We start from the raw sequence: 15076 nt of genomic DNA, 5'->3' as shown, positions 1-15076 counted from the left end.
GGCACCGGCGGCGGCGGCACCGGCGGCGGCGGCACCGGCGGCGGCGGCGGGGGCTGCGGGGGCTGCGCCCACCAGGACGGGAGAGCCGGCGCGGGCAGAACCCGGGACCTCGGCACGATGTTTCGAGGTCCGCCTGGTGTGGTCATGACCTGGCTTCGGGGTAAGGGACCACACCGCCCGCCGCGGAGCCAGCTGGAGGTGCGGAGCCAGCTGGAGGTGCGGAGCCAGCTGGAGGTGCGGAGCCAGCTGGAGGTGCGGTCGCGCCGTCCGGCGTGACCGGGTCGGGCTGCGGCACGGCGCGTGGGGTCACGTGCCACTCGCGTTCCCGCAGCAGCTCCTTCACCGGTGCCAGCCGGGCGATGACGTTCTTGAACTCGCTGTAGACGATGTTCATCAGGCAGAACTGGACGAACCAACTCCGATGGCGGCGGATCGTGGGGTCGGCGAGGGCGTACGCGAACAACGCCTGGATCGGGCCCGCCATCGCCGAGAAGAGTGTGGCGACCACGTACAGGGAGACGTTCAACCGGAAACCGTGCCCGGACTGCGGGTGCAGCAGACCGAAGACGATCAGCGGATACATCTGCAGCGAAAGCCACGGATATATCTCGCGCCAGCCCAGCAGCCAGAGCAGGCCGAGTTTCTGGCGGGCGGTGAGGTCGGGTGAGCCGACGGCTTTCCACAGATGCCGCTGGGAGACCTGGTACCAACCCTGCGCCCAGCGCAACCGCTGCCGCCACAACGCCGACATCGTCGTCGGCGCCAGCTCGTAGGAGACCAGTTCCGGGTCTGCGACGATCCGCTCACCGCTCATGATGGTGCGCAGACTCGCGTCGATGTCCTCGGTCAGCATCGACCCGCGCATACGGGTCTGGTGCAGCAGGTCGGTCCGCCAGTAGCCGTTCGACCCGCCGAAGATCCCGAAACCATGCATCCTCGCCCGGCCGGGATGACTCACCGCATAGATCGACTCGAATTCCACGGCGACGGTGCGGCTGATCCGCGATGCCTCTCCGTTCCGGATCACGCAGTGCCCCTGGACGACCGCGGCCCCGTGCGACAGCCACCGCCAGGCCCGCCGGAAGGCGTCCGGTGCCGGATGATGATCCGCGTCGAAGACACCGACGAACTCACCGGTGATCATTGGCATCGCCGCGTTCACGTTCTGCGCCTTGGAGGTGCTGGTCGGCACGTGCATCGGGATGAAACGGGGATCGGAATCGGCGATCCGCGCGAGCGTCTCCTCCACGGGCAGGTATCGGGGAGTGTTATAGGCGAGGATGATCTGTAGTGGACCCGGGTAGTCCAGCCGGAGGAACGCCTTGACCGTGTCGACGATCGTGGCCGACTCGTTCGGCAGATACGCGGCGATGATGGCGCTCGCCGCCGGGAACGGCGCGGCGGGCGCGTCCGGGCACTTCTCCGGTTCGAGCGCCGACAACTGCTCCAGGTAGGTGGTGAGGGTAGTGCCGGCCAGCGCGATGGCCAGGAGTGCGAAGACGACGTGGGTCGGGTCGAGGCCCAGTGTGAACAGTGTGCTGTAGATCCCGAACGGGAGTCCGAGGCAGATCGCGGTCGAGACGACGATCTGGACGGCGTCGGACGGCCGCAACCGTGTGTGCAACGGGCGCCCGGAACGTCGCGGCTGGTTCTCCGCTGGTTCCATCTTCGGGTCGTAACAGACGGGGACCATGTCGAGCTGCCCTGCGGCGAGCCCCATGGCCAGCCGGGCCCGCCGCAGGGCGGTGGCATCATCGATGGTGTCGTCCACCTGGACGAACCCCGGAACGGGGGTGACCCGCAGACGCTCGCCGTTGACGGCGAAGTCACAGCTTGCGACCGTACGCACGATCTCGCCGAACGCCGCTTCGGCGGAGCGGCCCGGCCGCGTCGGCAGGACGACGACCACCTCGCCGGGGCGGCCCTGGCCGATGGCGGAGCCACGCCACCGATGCAGATCACCTGCCAGGGCGGCGACCTGATCGAGTAGAGACAGGCAGGCGCCCGGAGCGAGGCGCTCGCGCAGCCGGCCGAACTCGGCGATGTACAGAAGGCCGACGACGCAACTCCGGCCCGTCGATCGAGTACGGCTCCGGGCCTGCTGGACGGTCGCGATGGCGCGATCGTGGTGCTCGTGATGGTAATGCCGTCGTCCTGGCACCCGCATGACCCGCCGCCATCCGGATCCATCCGGGACGGCGAGGTCACTCGTTCCCGGATCCAGATCCACCACCACGTACTCCGGCGGCGGAACTGCCATGTTCGGTGTGTTGATCCCCCCCGGCGTCGGCCTTTCAGCGACCGTTTCAGCGAAATTCGCAGCCATGAACTGAACTCTCGCTAGATTCGCCGGATAATTCTAAGTCTTTTTGGTGTAGGGAGTCGGGGCAGCACTCCTCTCTCCTGGCCGGAAAGTAAATACCTGGGAGCGTGATTCTCTACTGGTTCAGCTTTATCGTGGCCGACACCATACCAGTCGGGGTTCGGGTGTCTGTTGGTGGGCCGTGCGCCAGGGGGAGACGATACGTTGCGTTAGCGGCATGCGAGTTAGATTTAACGTTCTGTTCATCCTTTGCGGTAATCATTCTTACCCGCGCGGATCGCGGACGATTCAGCGTCCGCGATCTCTGCGGGAACGGCGATAGGACGCGGCTGGACACGGCTGGACACGGTCGGGCATGACCGCGTGCGACCGGGCACGGAAAAGGCTCCCCGTTTCCGGGGAGCCTTATGTGCGTATGGTGTTGGTGAAGTTGCGCCATGCAATGAACAGTCTGAGGTCCGCGCTCTTCCCGCAGGTAGCGGCCATGATGGCGCCGCACCTGGTGACACTGTTGATCACGGGAGTGACCAGTCCGCCGAGCGGACAGGGGGTGCGATCTGTCAAGCTCGTAGCGAACGAAGCACGTCGAGGATCGGCGGTGGCGCGGGGCCGATCCTGCCGATCGGCAGGATCGGCCCCGCGCCGACTCACGCGCAGGCGCGCCCCGGTCGGATGGAAGGAGATGCTCGCCATGGCCTCGCGCTTGACGCGATCTGACGAGAAGGACGAGAAGGACGAGAAGATCGATCGGCGGGTCCGGGTGCTGGGGGAGCCGGTGGACTCCTACCCCCAGCTGCCGCCGGAGGTCGGCCGCGGTTCCATCCGCAGGATCACCGTTGTCGGCGAGCCTGTTCTGCACCGGCCCTGTAAGAAAATCACCGAGTTCGGGACCGCGGAGCTCGCTGCGCTGATCGATGACATGTTCACCACCATGTACGGCGCCGAAGGTGTCGGACTCGCCGCGAACCAGATCGACGTCGACGCCGCGGTCTTCGTCTATGACTGCACCGACGAGGACGGTGTGCGGCACGTGGGCCATCTGGTCAACCCCGTCCTGGAGGAGGCGCCGGCGGCGGAGCGCCGGCTCGTCAAGGGGGATGAGGGGTGCCTGTCTGTTCCGGGGGCCTACATGGAGGTCGCCCGGCTGGAGCATGCTGCTGTCCGCGGTCAGGACCAGCACGGTGCCCCGCTCCGCCTGGAGGGAACCGGCTATTTCGCCCGTTGCCTGCAGCATGAGACCGATCACCTGTACGGCAGCCTCTACCTGGACCGGCTGTCGAGCCGCGGACGCAAGAAGGCCCTCCGCGAGATGGAGGAGCGGACCGAGGAGATCTTCGCCCGCCGGGTCGAGGTGGCCGCGCGGCTCGGCAGGTAGCGAGCCACCGGCGCGCGCTACCTGTCCTGCGAGGAAGGCTACCTGTCCTGCAAGAAAGGCTATCCGTCCTGCGAGAAAGAGAGAGTCGGCGGTGGATGTGGTGTTGCGGCGGGCGGCCGAGGCGGCGACGGGCTTCATGCCCACGGAGGAGGGCCTGGCGCTCTACGCGGCGGCAACACGGGTATCGGCCGGCGGCCTGATCTGCGAGGTCGGCACCTACTGCGGTAAGTCGACCCTGTACCTGGCCGCGGCCGCCCGGACGGTGGGAGCGACGGTGATCACCGTGGATCATCATCGCGGGTCGGAGGAGAACCAACCCGGGTGGGAGTACCACGACGCCGATCTCGTCGACCCGCGTAGCGGCCGGCTGGACACGCTGCCCTTCCTGCGGCGGACGCTGGAGGACGCGGGCGTCGAGGACGTCGTGACGGCGGTCGTCGGCCGCTCCGAACGGGTGGGGCGATGGTGGTCGACCCCGGCCGACCTGCTCTTCCTCGACGGCGGGCACACCGAGGAGCAGGCCCAGGCGGACTACGAGGCCTGGGCCTGCCACGTGCGGCCCGGCGGTCTCCTGGCCATCCACGACGTCTTTCCGGACCCGGCGGACGGGGGCCAGGCGCCCTACCACGTCCTGGTGCGGGCGCTGACGGAGGGCTTCCGCGAGCTGTCGTGCGCGGGTTCGCTGCGCGTCCTACGCCGCGTCGACTGAGCGGCATCCGCATGCCGGCCGCTGCCGAGGAAGCCGGCGTTCGGCGGGCGTCACCACCTCCGTCCCCGTCCGCGGCTCCGTCCGCGACTCCGGAAGCCGCCTGCCGCCCTGCCGAGGCTCGTCGGACTCCTTGTCGAGGACACAGATCCCCTCGGGGAGGCCGTCGCCGCGGAAGAGGGTCTCGGTGACCCCGCCGGCCAACGTGTCGACCGCGAGGATCACCGCCGCCGCGGTCCAGGTCGACTGTTCGGCCGGCCAGAACGTCGCGGTCTCGAACTGCCAGCCCGTCCAGTAGCTCCCGTCGGCGTGCCGCAGGTGCTGCATGTCCGTAACCAGCTTGGTCGCCGCGGCGGTCTCGCCCACGAGATGCAGGGCGATGGCTAGTTCGCAGGTCTCGGCCCCCGTGACCCAGGGCTCGTCGGCCACGCAGCGGATGCCCAGACCGTCGACGACGAAGTCGTTCCACCGGCTGGTGAGCCGGGACCGACCCGCGGACCGGCGCAGCGCTCCGCCGATCACCGGGTAGTACCAGTCCATCGACCACCGGTCGCGGGGGGCGAAGTACTCTGGGTGAGCGACGAGGGTGTGCCGCAGCGCGCCGGTCGCCCGTTCCCAGGCCGGTGGCACCTCCCCGACCAGGGCTGCGAGCGCCATCCCGCAGCGCAGGCTGTGCAACGTGCTGGAGCATCCCGTCAGCAGGGCCTCGGGGTAGTCGACACCGTCCGACGACCGGGCCCACCAGATCTGTCCGGTCGGGCTCTGCATGTCGACGACGAAGCCCAGGGCTGCCTCGACGACCGGCCAGATCCTCGTGAGGAAGGCGCGGTCACCGGTGGCCAACCAGCGGTGCCAGGCTGCGGTGGCGACATAGGCGCACTGGTTGCTGTCGGCGAAGTCCTCCTTGACCGCGCCGCCGACGTAGCTCGTCGCCCAGGATCCATCCGGCCGCTGGTTGCGACACAGCCAGGCCCACGCGGCGTCGGCGGCGTCGACCAGGCCGCCGAGGTCGAGGGCCATGGCGCATTCGAGGTGATCCCACGGGTCGGTGTGGCCACCGGGATACCAGGGGATGGCGCCGTCCGGCTCCTGGACGACGGCGATCGCGGTCGCGGTCGCGGTGAGCGCCTCGGGGGTCAGGACCGGAGCAGACTCAACCGGCCGCACGCGTTACCTCCGGTTTCCTCAAATACAGCACGATGCTCTTGCCGATGATCGGATTGAGGGCCCGCTCGGCGAGCCGGGTGATGCGGGGACGGCGCATCATGTCCCACACCAGCAGCCGGTGGTAAAGCCGCGTCGCCGGATGGTCGTCGTCGTGGACACCGACGAGACACCGCAGCCACCAGTACGGGGCGTGCAGGGCGTGTGCGAAATGGGTGCCGGCCGGTTCCAGTCCCACCGCGATCAACCGGTCACGAAGCTCGTCCCGGCGGTAGATGCGGACATGGCCCCCCTCGACGCTGTGATAAGCCGTCGACAGGCTCCAGCACACCTGCTCGGGGAACCGGTTCGGGACGGTGACCGCCACCCACCCCCCGGGCCGTAGCACCCGGGCGATCTCCGTCATCGCCGCCGTGTCGGCGGGCAGGTGTTCGAGCACCTCGGCGGCGATGATCCGGTCGAAGGTGCCGTCGGCGAACGGCAGCGCCAGCGCGTCACCGCGCACTCCGGCGGCCTTCGCCTTGGGCGGAGCCTGTCCCTCCAGGGCCATCGCGGCGAGCATCGCGTTGACGCCGGCGACCTCGCCGGCGGAGTGGTCCAGCGCGATGACCTCGGCGCCCCGTCGGAACGCCTCGAACGTGTGCCGTCCGGCGCCGCAGCCCAGGTCGAGCAGCCGGCAGCCCGCGGAGACGGGAAACTGGTCGAAGTCGACGGTCAGCATGCGTCGGCCGTCAGCCGGTCAGCGTCGACGACGCCGGTGCGGACGCCGCGGCGCCGGGTGTGACGGCGCCGGGTGTGGACAGCGGTGCCGGCGTCCACTGGGCCGCCGGTCCCGGGGCCGGGGCCGGGGCCGGGGAGGTGGGCGTCCCGCCGACCGCCGCGATCCGCTCGGCGTACCAGTCCGCGGTGGCCGCGGCGGCCGCCCGCCAGGAGAACCGCGCCTCCACCCGGCGGCGCCCGGCGGCACCCATTCGGGCCCGTCGTTCGGGATCATCGAGCAGGGAACCGATGGCGTCCGCCAGGGCTCCCGCATCCCCCGGTGGGACCAGCAACGCGGCCTCCCCGTCCGGACCGGCGACCTCGGGCAACGCCCCGGCGGTGGTGGCGACCAGCGGGATCCCGCAGGCCATCTCCTCGACGGCGGGCAGGCTGAACCCCTCGTAAAGCGAGGGAACGACCGCGACCTCGGCGGAGCGCAACAGGTCCACCAGCTCCGGTTCCGGCATGTTGGAACGGAACGTCACGGCGTCGGCCAGGCCCAGCTCGGCAACCTGGCGCTGGGCCGTTCCCCCTTCGCGGACCTTGCCGACGCAGACCAGGTGCGCCGAGCGATCCACCCGCAGCTTCGCGAGCGCCTCGAGCAGGACAAGCAGGCCCTTAAGCGGAACATCGGCGCTGGTCACGACGACGACACGGCCCGGAACCGCCGGATTGCCCGCGGGCGCCGGCGTGAAGACGTCGGCGTCGACTCCCAAGGGAACCGTGCGCATGACCGTCGGGGGGAGGTTCATGTCCGCGATGATCTCTCGCCGGGAGCTCTCCGACGGGATGACGATGCCATCCAGCCCCCGCGCGACCCGGGCCTGCATCGGGAGGAACGAGTACCACCGGCGCAGGCCCAGCCGGGAGGTGAAGGTGGTCGCCGCGGCGAGGTGCAGGCGGCGATCGACCGTGATCGGATGATGCACGGTGCCCACGACCGGGATCCGGTACGGGCGCAGGGCTGCCCGCAGCGCCAGCAGGCCGTATCCCAGCCCCTGGTTGTCATGGACGATGTCGAACGGCGGCCGACCCCCGGATGCCCTGGGGCGCAGGGCTTGGCAGGCACGCAGGCTGAAGGCGAGCGGCTCGGAGAACTGGCCGGTCCGCATCATGGCGAACTCGACGACGTCCGGCAGGCCGTGGAACTCGGCCAGTCCGGGCCACCGGAACGGGTCGGAGTCCCGGTAGAGATCAAGGCTGGGCAGTTCGGTGAGGCCGACACCCTCCTCAAGCACCGGGTACGGCGGCCCGCTCACCACCTGGACGCGGTGCCCCAGGGCGACCAGTTCGCGGGACAGATGTCGGACGTACACACCCTGGCCACCGCAGGTGGGCAGACTCCGGTACGACAACAACGCAATCCGCAACTGTGCGCCCTCCGTCCGTCTCGGGCCATGTCCTGGTTCCTCGACGTCGAGGGTGGCGCCGCTTCCTGGCACATTAGGATATTGAGTGCCGATCTTCACTGAAATGGGCCGACACTGTGTCCTGGCCGTGTGCCCTGCGTCACATTAGGACTCTTCGTCGTGAGTCCAAGATCTGCGGCAACGAGGGAGACTTGCCCATCCAGAGGGTTTTGTGTCCGCTTTATCCCGCAGGCGCGGGGATCTTCCCGGATCACCGGTGGACGGTTTATGCAGCCGGGAGTCGTCCCTGTGGCGTTGCCCGCGACCTCGCGCAGCACGTCGGCCCGGGCCCGCTCTCAGACCTCGCCGCCACCGACGGCCCGACCATCCCACCGGGCACGGCGAGCGCCGAAGGCGCAACACGGGGGGTCAGGGGGCTTGGCCCCTCGGCCAGCATAACGGGCACGGCGAAGCCGCCCAGAGGGCGGCGATCATGATTGGCTAGCGCGTGGACCTAGGTGGACTTGAACCACCGACCTCTTCCTTATCAGGGAAGCGCTCTAACCGACTGAGCTATAGGTCCGTGCTGCGAGTCCAAGAATACAGGACGGCGGCGCAGGAGCGGGACCGCCGCCGTCCCTCCAAGCTACTGATCACTCAGAGTCAGCTCGACGCCGCCGATCATCTCGGCGCAGAGGTTGTAGAGCAGGGCACCGAGCGTGGACAGCGCGGTCATGAGGATGACGTTGATCGCCCCGATGAGCAAGCTGATCTGCATTGCCCGGCCGAACGACAGCCATCCTCGGATGTCGGTGCTGCTGCTGTCGGTCAGGGTATCGGCCGCGTCGGAGACGCTGTCGAACACGCCGATCGAGTTCAGGACGAACCACAGCACGGCGATCGCGACGAGCAGAACCACAAAGACGCAGAGGGAGAACGCGAAGCTGACCCGGGTCACCGTGAGGGGATTGACCTTGGACAGCTTGAGCTTGGCCCGCCGGCCCTGACCGGGCGGGCGGGCGGAACCGGACGAGCCGGGACCGGACCGGCCAGGGGAGTGACCGGCACCCGCCCGCTCAGCGGAGACCGGCTCGAACTGGTCGTCGAGCGCACCGGGGGAGGTCGTGGTCACGCTGTTCAGAGCACCCGTCGTCGTGGTGGTACCCGCGGACTCCGGCGCCGCGAGCGGCCGGTCGTAGGCCGCCGTGGGGCCGGCACCGCCGGACCTCCCCCCCGCCGGACCCGGCGGGGCGGGGCGTACCGGATCGGGGGCGGGCATGCGCTCGGGCGCGGCACGGTTCCTGTCGGGCTTCGTGGTACGGCTCCTCGTCATGCTGGGCGGGCGGACCAGGGAGATCGTGTCGGTCTCCCGTGGCCGCTCGGCCGGGGGCTCCACGCGAACTGCCGGCCCCCCTGGCGTGGCTCGACCGGGTCCGGGTGGCGCCAGGCCGAGGGACTTCGCCGGCGACGATACGGCGGCCGGGCCGAGTTTCCGGGTAGCCGAGCCCGCCTCGTCGGAGTGGGTTCCAGCGGCCCCGGTACGAGCCGACCCGGATGGGGACACCGACGACGTTCCGCTGGCACGTCCCGTGGAGGTGCCAGCCGAGGACCCTGCGCCCGACACACCCGACGCGCCCGCGGAAGAGGTGGACAAGGACCGCGAGGACAAGGGGGACTTCGCCCCGTCGGGGACCGATCCGGAGCGGGACGCCGCCGAACCCGCCGCACCCGAACCCGAACCCGCCGAACCCGACGCCGACGAGCCGGGTTCAGCCGAATGGGCTTTTGACGACCCGGCCTTCGACGACCCAGTCGAACCCGTCGGCCCCCCGGCGGAGGACTGCGGCGGGTCCGCCGCGCCTCCGGCCGGGCCGCGGCCGCCCTCCCGCTCATCCACGGGCCGACCGGACCGCCCGGGCCGCTGGAAGAACGGATTACCGGACTCGGGCCCATCGCCGGCCGCGGGCACCTTCACCGTCTCGCTGCCGGCGTCCTCCCCACGGCCGTCCCGCAGCGACAACGAGCGGCCCGCGGCGTCCGCCGCGCGTCCCGACGCCGGGCCGGCGCCGGCCCGGCGGCCGGCTTCCGAATCACGCCCGGCGGAATCGGAAACACCAGCGGAACCCGCGGAATCCGGGCCCGCGGAATCCGGGCCGGAGGAGCTCGCGCCTCTGGCCGCGCCGCCAGCACCGGAGGAACCAACGGAAGCGGGTCTCACCGTGGACCGTGGGCCGGCCCCGTCCCCCCCGCTCGGCCGGCGGGACTGCTCGGTGGCACGCGATCCCTCCGCCCCGGCGGCCGAGGAGGGGCCGCGGTAGACCGCCGACCGGGCTGGCCGGTCTTCCTGACTGTCACTCACGGACTCTCCCGGTTCAGTCCTGACGGTGTGCACGGGTCCCGCGCACACCCGTCCCCTCGGGCGGCGTCGTTCTCGGCGTGGGTGGCCACGACCACGAGATCGTCAACCTCTCGGGGCTCGCTCTCAGCTTTCCTGGGGCCCGGCGTCGATACGAGCGTCGGTGTCCTCCGCATCAGCATTACGTGCGACTCCGACAACCTGCACCCCGGACTCCAGATCGATGAGCCGGACTCCCATGGTCTGCCGCTGCGCCCGCCGTACATCCTTGGCAACGGTCCGCAATACGCCCCCGTTGGAGGCGATGGCGTAGAGCTGGTCGTCGGGATCGACGACGAGTGCCCCCACCAGACCACCGCGAGTCGAGACGATCTTAGCGGTCAGCACGCCCTTGCCACCACGACCCTGCACCGGGTACTCGGCCAGCGGCGTCCGCTTCGCGTATCCACCGGAGGTGGCGACGAGCAGATCCGCCGTCGTACCCGGCACGACGACGTCCATGGACAGCAGTTCGTCCTCGGCATCGAACCGCATACCGATCACACCCGAGGTCGCCCGGCCCATCGGCCGCAGCTGCTCGTCGTCGGCGTGGAACCGGATCGACTGGGCGTTACGGCTGACCAGGAGCAGATCGTCGCCGGGCGCCACGAGCCGGGCGGCGATCAGCTCGTCGTCGTCGCGCAGATTGATCGCCACCAGGCCACCGGCCCGGTTCGAGTCGAAGTCATGCAGCGCGGTCTTCTTGCACAGCCCGCGCTTGGTCGCCAGGACCAGGTAGGGGGCGGCCTCGTAGTCCTTGACCGCGATGACCTCGGCGATCCGCTCGTCCTGCCCGAAGGCCAGGATGTTCGCGACGTGCTGACCCTTGGCCGACCTGGCCTGCTCGGGCAGCTCGTGCGCCTTCGCCCGGTACACCCGGCCCTTGTTCGTGAAAAACAGCAGCCAGTGGTGGGTGGTCGTGACGAAGAAGTGCTCGACGATGTCGTCCTCGCGCAGCGCCGCGCCCTGCACGCCCTTGCCGCCGCGGCGCTGCGAGCGGTAGAGGTCGGTCTTGGTGCGCTTGGCGTAGCCACCGCGGGTGACGGTGACGACCACATCCTCCTGGGCGATCAGGTCCTCGATGGACATGTCGCCCTCGAACGGGACGAGACGGGTCCGCCGCTCGTCGCCGAACTTCTCGACGACCTCGGCGAGCTCCTCGCCGATGATCTGCCGCTGCCGGGTCGGCGAGGCCAGGATCGCCTCCAGATCGGAGATCTTCGCTCGAAGTTCGGCCGCCTCGTCGATGATCCGCTGACGTTCCAGGGCGGCGAGCCGGCGCAGCTGCATGTCGAGGATGGCGGTGGCCTGGATCTCCGACAGCGAGAAGCGTTCCATCAGCTGGCCGCGGGCCACGTCCGCCGACTCGGCGTTGCGGATGAGGTTGATGACCTCGTCGAGGTGATCCAGCGCGATCAGCAGACCGTCCAGGACGTGCAGCCGCTCGCGGGCCTTGCGCAGCTGATAGCGGGTCCGGCGGACGATGACGTCGATCTGGTGCTCGACGTAGTAGCGGACCATCTGGTCCAGGCGCAGGGTACGCGGCACGCCGTCGACGATCGCCAGCATGTTGACGCCGAAGGTGTCCTGGAGCTGGGTGTGCTTGTAGAGGTTGTTGAGCACGACCTTGGCGACGGCGTCGCGCTTGAGGTCGATGACCAGCCGTTGGCCGATGCGCGCCGAGGTCTCGTCCCGGACGTCGGCGATACCGGTGACCCTGTTGTCCCGGACCAGTTCGGCGATCTTCTCGGCGAGGTTGTCCGGGTTCACCTGGTAGGGCAGCTCGGTGACGACGAGCTGGGTGCGGCCCTTGTTCTCCTCGACGTTCACCACCGCCCGCATCCGGATGCTGCCGCGGCCGGTACGGTAGGCCTCCTCGATGCCGTTACGGCCGACGATGAGCCCCGAGGTCGGGAAGTCCGGACCCTTGATCAGGCCGATCAGCGCCTCAAGCAGCTCGGAGTCGCTCGCGTCCGGGTGGTCGAGTGCCCACCGCACGCCCTTCGCGACCTCGCGCAGGTTGTGCGGCGGGATGTTCGTCGCCATGCCAACCGCGATGCCGCCGGCGCCGTTGACGAGCAGGTTCGGGAACCGGCTGGGCAGAACAAGCGGCTCCTGCGAACGCCCGTCGTAGTTCGGGGCGAAGTCGACCGTCTCCTGGTCGATGTCACGCAACATCTCCATCGCCAAGGGCGCCATCCGCGCCTCGGTGTACCGCATGGCGGCGGGCGGATCGTTGCCGGGCGAGCCGAAGTTGCCGTTCCCGTCGACCAGCGGGTAGCGCAACGACCAGCCCTGCGCGAGCCGGACGAGGGTGTCGTAGATCGCCGTGTCGCCATGGGGGTGGTAGTTACCCATGACGTCCCCGACCACGCGGGAGCACTTGAAGTATCCGCGGTCGGGGCGGTAGCCGCCGTCGTACATGGCGTAGAGGACCCGGCGGTGGACGGGCTTGAGCCCGTCGCGTACCTCCGGCAGCGCACGGCCGACGATGACCGACATGGCGTAGTCGAGATACGACCGCTGCATCTCGACTTCGATGCCGATGGGCTCGATGCGGTCGCCGGGGGGAGGAGGTAGGACGTCGACCACGGGGTCCTTCCAGGGCAGTGGGAGCAGTCGTCAGGGCGGGACGGGCGCCCCGGGCAACGGGGCCGGGTGGACCCGACGGCGGGCGGGATCCGGAGCCCTCCGTTCGCCGGGCCGGACCGTCGGGATCGCCGCGCCCGGACCGACCTGAGGGGTCACCCGACGACCGGTCCGAGGCACGCGACACGGCCGGGTCAGATGTCCAGGAAACGCACGTCCTTGGCATTACGTTGGATGAAGCTGCGACGCGCGTCGACATCCTCACCCATGAGCACGGAGAACAACTCGTCGGCGACCGCCGCGTCGTCGAGCGTGACCTGCAGCAGGATGCGCCGGTCCGGGTCCATGGTGGTGTCCCACAGCTCGGTGGCGTTCATCTCGCCGAGACCCTTGAAGCGCTGGATGGCATCCTTGGGCAGCTTGCGCCCGGACTCCACCCCGCGGGCGACCAGCCCGTCGCGCTCCCGATCGGAGTAGGCGTACTCCCAGTCCTCCCTACCCCATTTGATCTTGTAGAGCGGCGGCTGCGCCAGAAACACGTGACCGGCCTCGACCAGCGGGCGCATGAACCGGAACAGCAGCGTCAGCAGCAGGGTCCGGATGTGCTGGCCGTCGACGTCGGCGTCCGCCATCAGAACGATCTTGTGGTAGCGCAGTTTCGCGATGTCGAAATCGTCGTGGATGCCGGTACCCAGCGCCTGGATGAGGGCCTGGACCTCGGTGTTCTTCAGAACGCGGTCGATGCGGGCCTTCTCGACGTTGAGGATCTTTCCTCGCAGCGGGAGGATCGCCTGGAACTTCGAGTCTCGACCACCCTTGGCCGACCCACCCGCCGAGTCACCCTCGACGATGTACAGCTCGCACCGCTCGGGATCGGTGTACTGGCAGTCGGCGAGCTTGCCCGGCAGGCCGGTGCCGCCGAGCAGACCCTTGCGCCGGGTCAGATCGCGGGCCTGACGGGCGGCAATGCGGGCCCGCTGGGCGTCGAGCGCCTTGCTGACGATGGCCCGAGCCTCGGTGCGGTTGACCTCGAACCAGTCCTTGAGCGCTGAGTAGCACATCTCCTGGACGAACTTCTTGGCCTCGGTGTTGCCGAGCTTGGTCTTGGTCTGGCCCTCGAACTGCGGCTGCGCGAGCTTCACCGAGATGATCGCGGTAAGGCCCTCCCGGATGTCGTCGCCGGAGAGCCGCTCGTCGCTGTTCTTGGCCCCCGCCTTCACCGGCTTGAGCAGGTTCTGGTCCTTGGCGTAGGCGTTGACGGCGCTGGTCAGCGCGGCCCGGAAGCCCTCCTCGTGGGTGCCGCCCTCGTGGGTGTTGATGGTGTTCGCGAAGGTGTAGACCGACTCGGTGTAGCCGCCGTTCCACTGCATCGCGAGCTCGGCCTCGATGCCCACGCCCTTCGACTCCAGCGAGATCACGCTGCGGTGGATGGTGTCCTTCGTGGCGTTGAGGTGACCGACGAAGTCGACCAGGCCGTTGGCGTACTTGTAGGTGACCGCCACGCGTTCCTCGTCACGCTCGTCGACGAGCGTGATCGACAGCCCCTTGTTCAGGAAGGCCATCTCCTGCAGGCGGCGGGAGAGCGTCTCGTACTTGTACTCGGTGGTCTCGAAGATCGTCGGATCCGCCCAGAAGGTGACCGACGTCCCGGTCCTGCGGGTGGTACCGGTCTTGGCCAGCGGCTTGTCCGGGCGGGTCGCCACGTACGGCTGGAACCAGACGTGCCCATCCAGGTGGATCTCCACGTCGAGCCGGGTGGACAGCGCGTTGACCACGCTGACGCCGACTCCGTGCAGCCCGCCGGACACCGCGTACGATTTGCCGTCGAACTTCCCGCCGGCGTGCAGGGTGGTCAGCACGACCTCGACGGCGGGCCGCTTCTCGGTGGGATGCATGCCGACGGGAATGCCACGGCCGTTGTCGGTGACCCGCACCCCGCCGTCGGCAAGCAGCGTCACGGTGATGGTGTCGCAGTAACCGGCGAGCGCCTCGTCCACCGCGTTGTCCACGACCTCGTAGACGAGATGATGCAGTCCACGCTCTCCAGTGGAGCCGATGTACATGCCCGGACGCTTGCGGACCGCGTCAAGACCTTCGAGAACCTTGATCGAACTTGCATCGTAGGCCACGCGGCGGGTCCCCTCGTTCTGGGCGGAAGTATCCACCAGTCTACCCGGCAACCCGCCATAGCGGACGCAGGGAGCCCCCTGGCGTCTGCGCAGCGCCACGCACATGGGGATGGCCAACCCCCCCTACCGGACCGACTCCCCCGACCGCCTTGGCGCGCCTCCACGACTGTCACCGACACCGCGATCCCGCGGAGCCATCATGATCGCCCCAGCCGCACCGACGGATACCACAGGCACAATCCAGGCGCCAAGGGGCACCGAGAGCACCGGGAGCACCGGGGTGTCAG

General features: G+C 69.3%; 10 protein-coding genes and 1 tRNA gene. 3 read left to right on the top strand and 8 right to left on the bottom strand.

Going from position 1 to position 15076, the window contains the following annotated elements; all coding sequences use genetic code 11:
- Positions 1–142: 142 nt before the first annotated feature.
- Positions 143–2260, bottom strand: a complete 2118-nt coding sequence (locus tag BMG523DRAFT_RS12245) for a glycosyltransferase family 2 protein (protein ID WP_235463106.1) — start codon at positions 2258–2260, stop codon at positions 143–145.
- A 754-nt stretch (positions 2261–3014) separates the two neighbouring features.
- Here BMG523DRAFT_RS12245 and def point away from each other — a divergent pair.
- On the top strand, positions 3015–3698 hold the full coding sequence (def, locus tag BMG523DRAFT_RS12235) for a peptide deformylase (protein WP_043591217.1): 684 nt from the start codon (positions 3015–3017) through the stop codon (positions 3696–3698).
- A 91-nt stretch (positions 3699–3789) separates the two neighbouring features.
- Positions 3790–4407 carry a class I SAM-dependent methyltransferase gene (locus BMG523DRAFT_RS12230; RefSeq protein ID WP_023839953.1) on the top strand — a complete coding sequence of 206 codons (618 nt, stop codon included), beginning with the start codon at positions 3790–3792 and terminating at the stop codon, positions 4405–4407.
- Here BMG523DRAFT_RS12230 and BMG523DRAFT_RS12225 read toward each other — a convergent pair.
- The 5 genes from BMG523DRAFT_RS12225 to BMG523DRAFT_RS12205 form a co-directional block, all read right to left on the bottom strand.
- Complete coding sequence (locus BMG523DRAFT_RS12225) at positions 4390–5571, bottom strand: hypothetical protein (protein ID WP_011434488.1); 1182 nt, start codon at positions 5569–5571, stop codon at positions 4390–4392. The two genes, BMG523DRAFT_RS12230 and BMG523DRAFT_RS12225, sit on opposite strands and share 18 nt — an antisense overlap.
- A complete protein-coding gene (locus BMG523DRAFT_RS12220) occupies positions 5558–6289 on the bottom strand; it encodes a class I SAM-dependent methyltransferase (protein WP_011434487.1) in 732 nt (243 codons plus the stop codon). Before BMG523DRAFT_RS12220 ends, BMG523DRAFT_RS12225 begins: the two co-directional genes overlap by 14 nt.
- A gap of 10 nt (positions 6290–6299) precedes the next feature.
- A complete protein-coding gene (locus BMG523DRAFT_RS12215; RefSeq protein WP_043591215.1) occupies positions 6300–7697 on the bottom strand; it encodes a glycosyltransferase family 4 protein in 1398 nt (465 codons plus the stop codon).
- Between the two features lie 488 nt (positions 7698–8185).
- Positions 8186–8259: transfer RNA gene (locus BMG523DRAFT_RS12210), tRNA-Ile, on the bottom strand.
- 63 nt (positions 8260–8322) lie between these two features.
- Positions 8323–8955, bottom strand: a complete 633-nt coding sequence (locus BMG523DRAFT_RS12205; protein ID WP_235463104.1) for a DUF3566 domain-containing protein — start codon at positions 8953–8955, stop codon at positions 8323–8325.
- Between BMG523DRAFT_RS12205 and BMG523DRAFT_RS12200 the strand changes: the two genes are divergently transcribed.
- Positions 8954–9994, top strand: coding sequence for a hypothetical protein (locus BMG523DRAFT_RS12200; RefSeq protein ID WP_162492183.1), 1041 nt, complete (start codon positions 8954–8956; stop codon positions 9992–9994). The two genes, BMG523DRAFT_RS12205 and BMG523DRAFT_RS12200, sit on opposite strands and share 2 nt — an antisense overlap.
- 164 nt (positions 9995–10158) lie before the next feature.
- On the opposite strand, the gene gyrA is transcribed toward BMG523DRAFT_RS12200, so the two are convergent.
- Both gyrA and gyrB read right to left on the bottom strand, forming a co-directional pair.
- Positions 10159–12663 (bottom strand): DNA gyrase subunit A, encoded by a 2505-nt coding sequence (gene gyrA / locus BMG523DRAFT_RS12195; RefSeq protein ID WP_011434483.1) that lies wholly within the window; start codon positions 12661–12663, stop codon positions 10159–10161.
- A 191-nt stretch (positions 12664–12854) separates the two neighbouring features.
- Positions 12855–14789: a DNA topoisomerase (ATP-hydrolyzing) subunit B gene (gene gyrB, locus BMG523DRAFT_RS12190; RefSeq protein WP_035729010.1), complete on the bottom strand. Its 1935-nt coding sequence runs from the start codon at positions 14787–14789 to the stop codon at positions 12855–12857.
- Positions 14790–15076: the final 287 nt, after the last annotated feature.

Source organism: Frankia sp. BMG5.23 (assembly GCF_000685765.2).
Lineage (GTDB): Bacteria > Actinomycetota > Actinomycetes > Frankiales > Frankiaceae > Frankia > Frankia casuarinae.
Note: the sequence above shows the minus strand (reverse complement) of the source record. Positions and strands in the feature narration are given on the sequence as shown.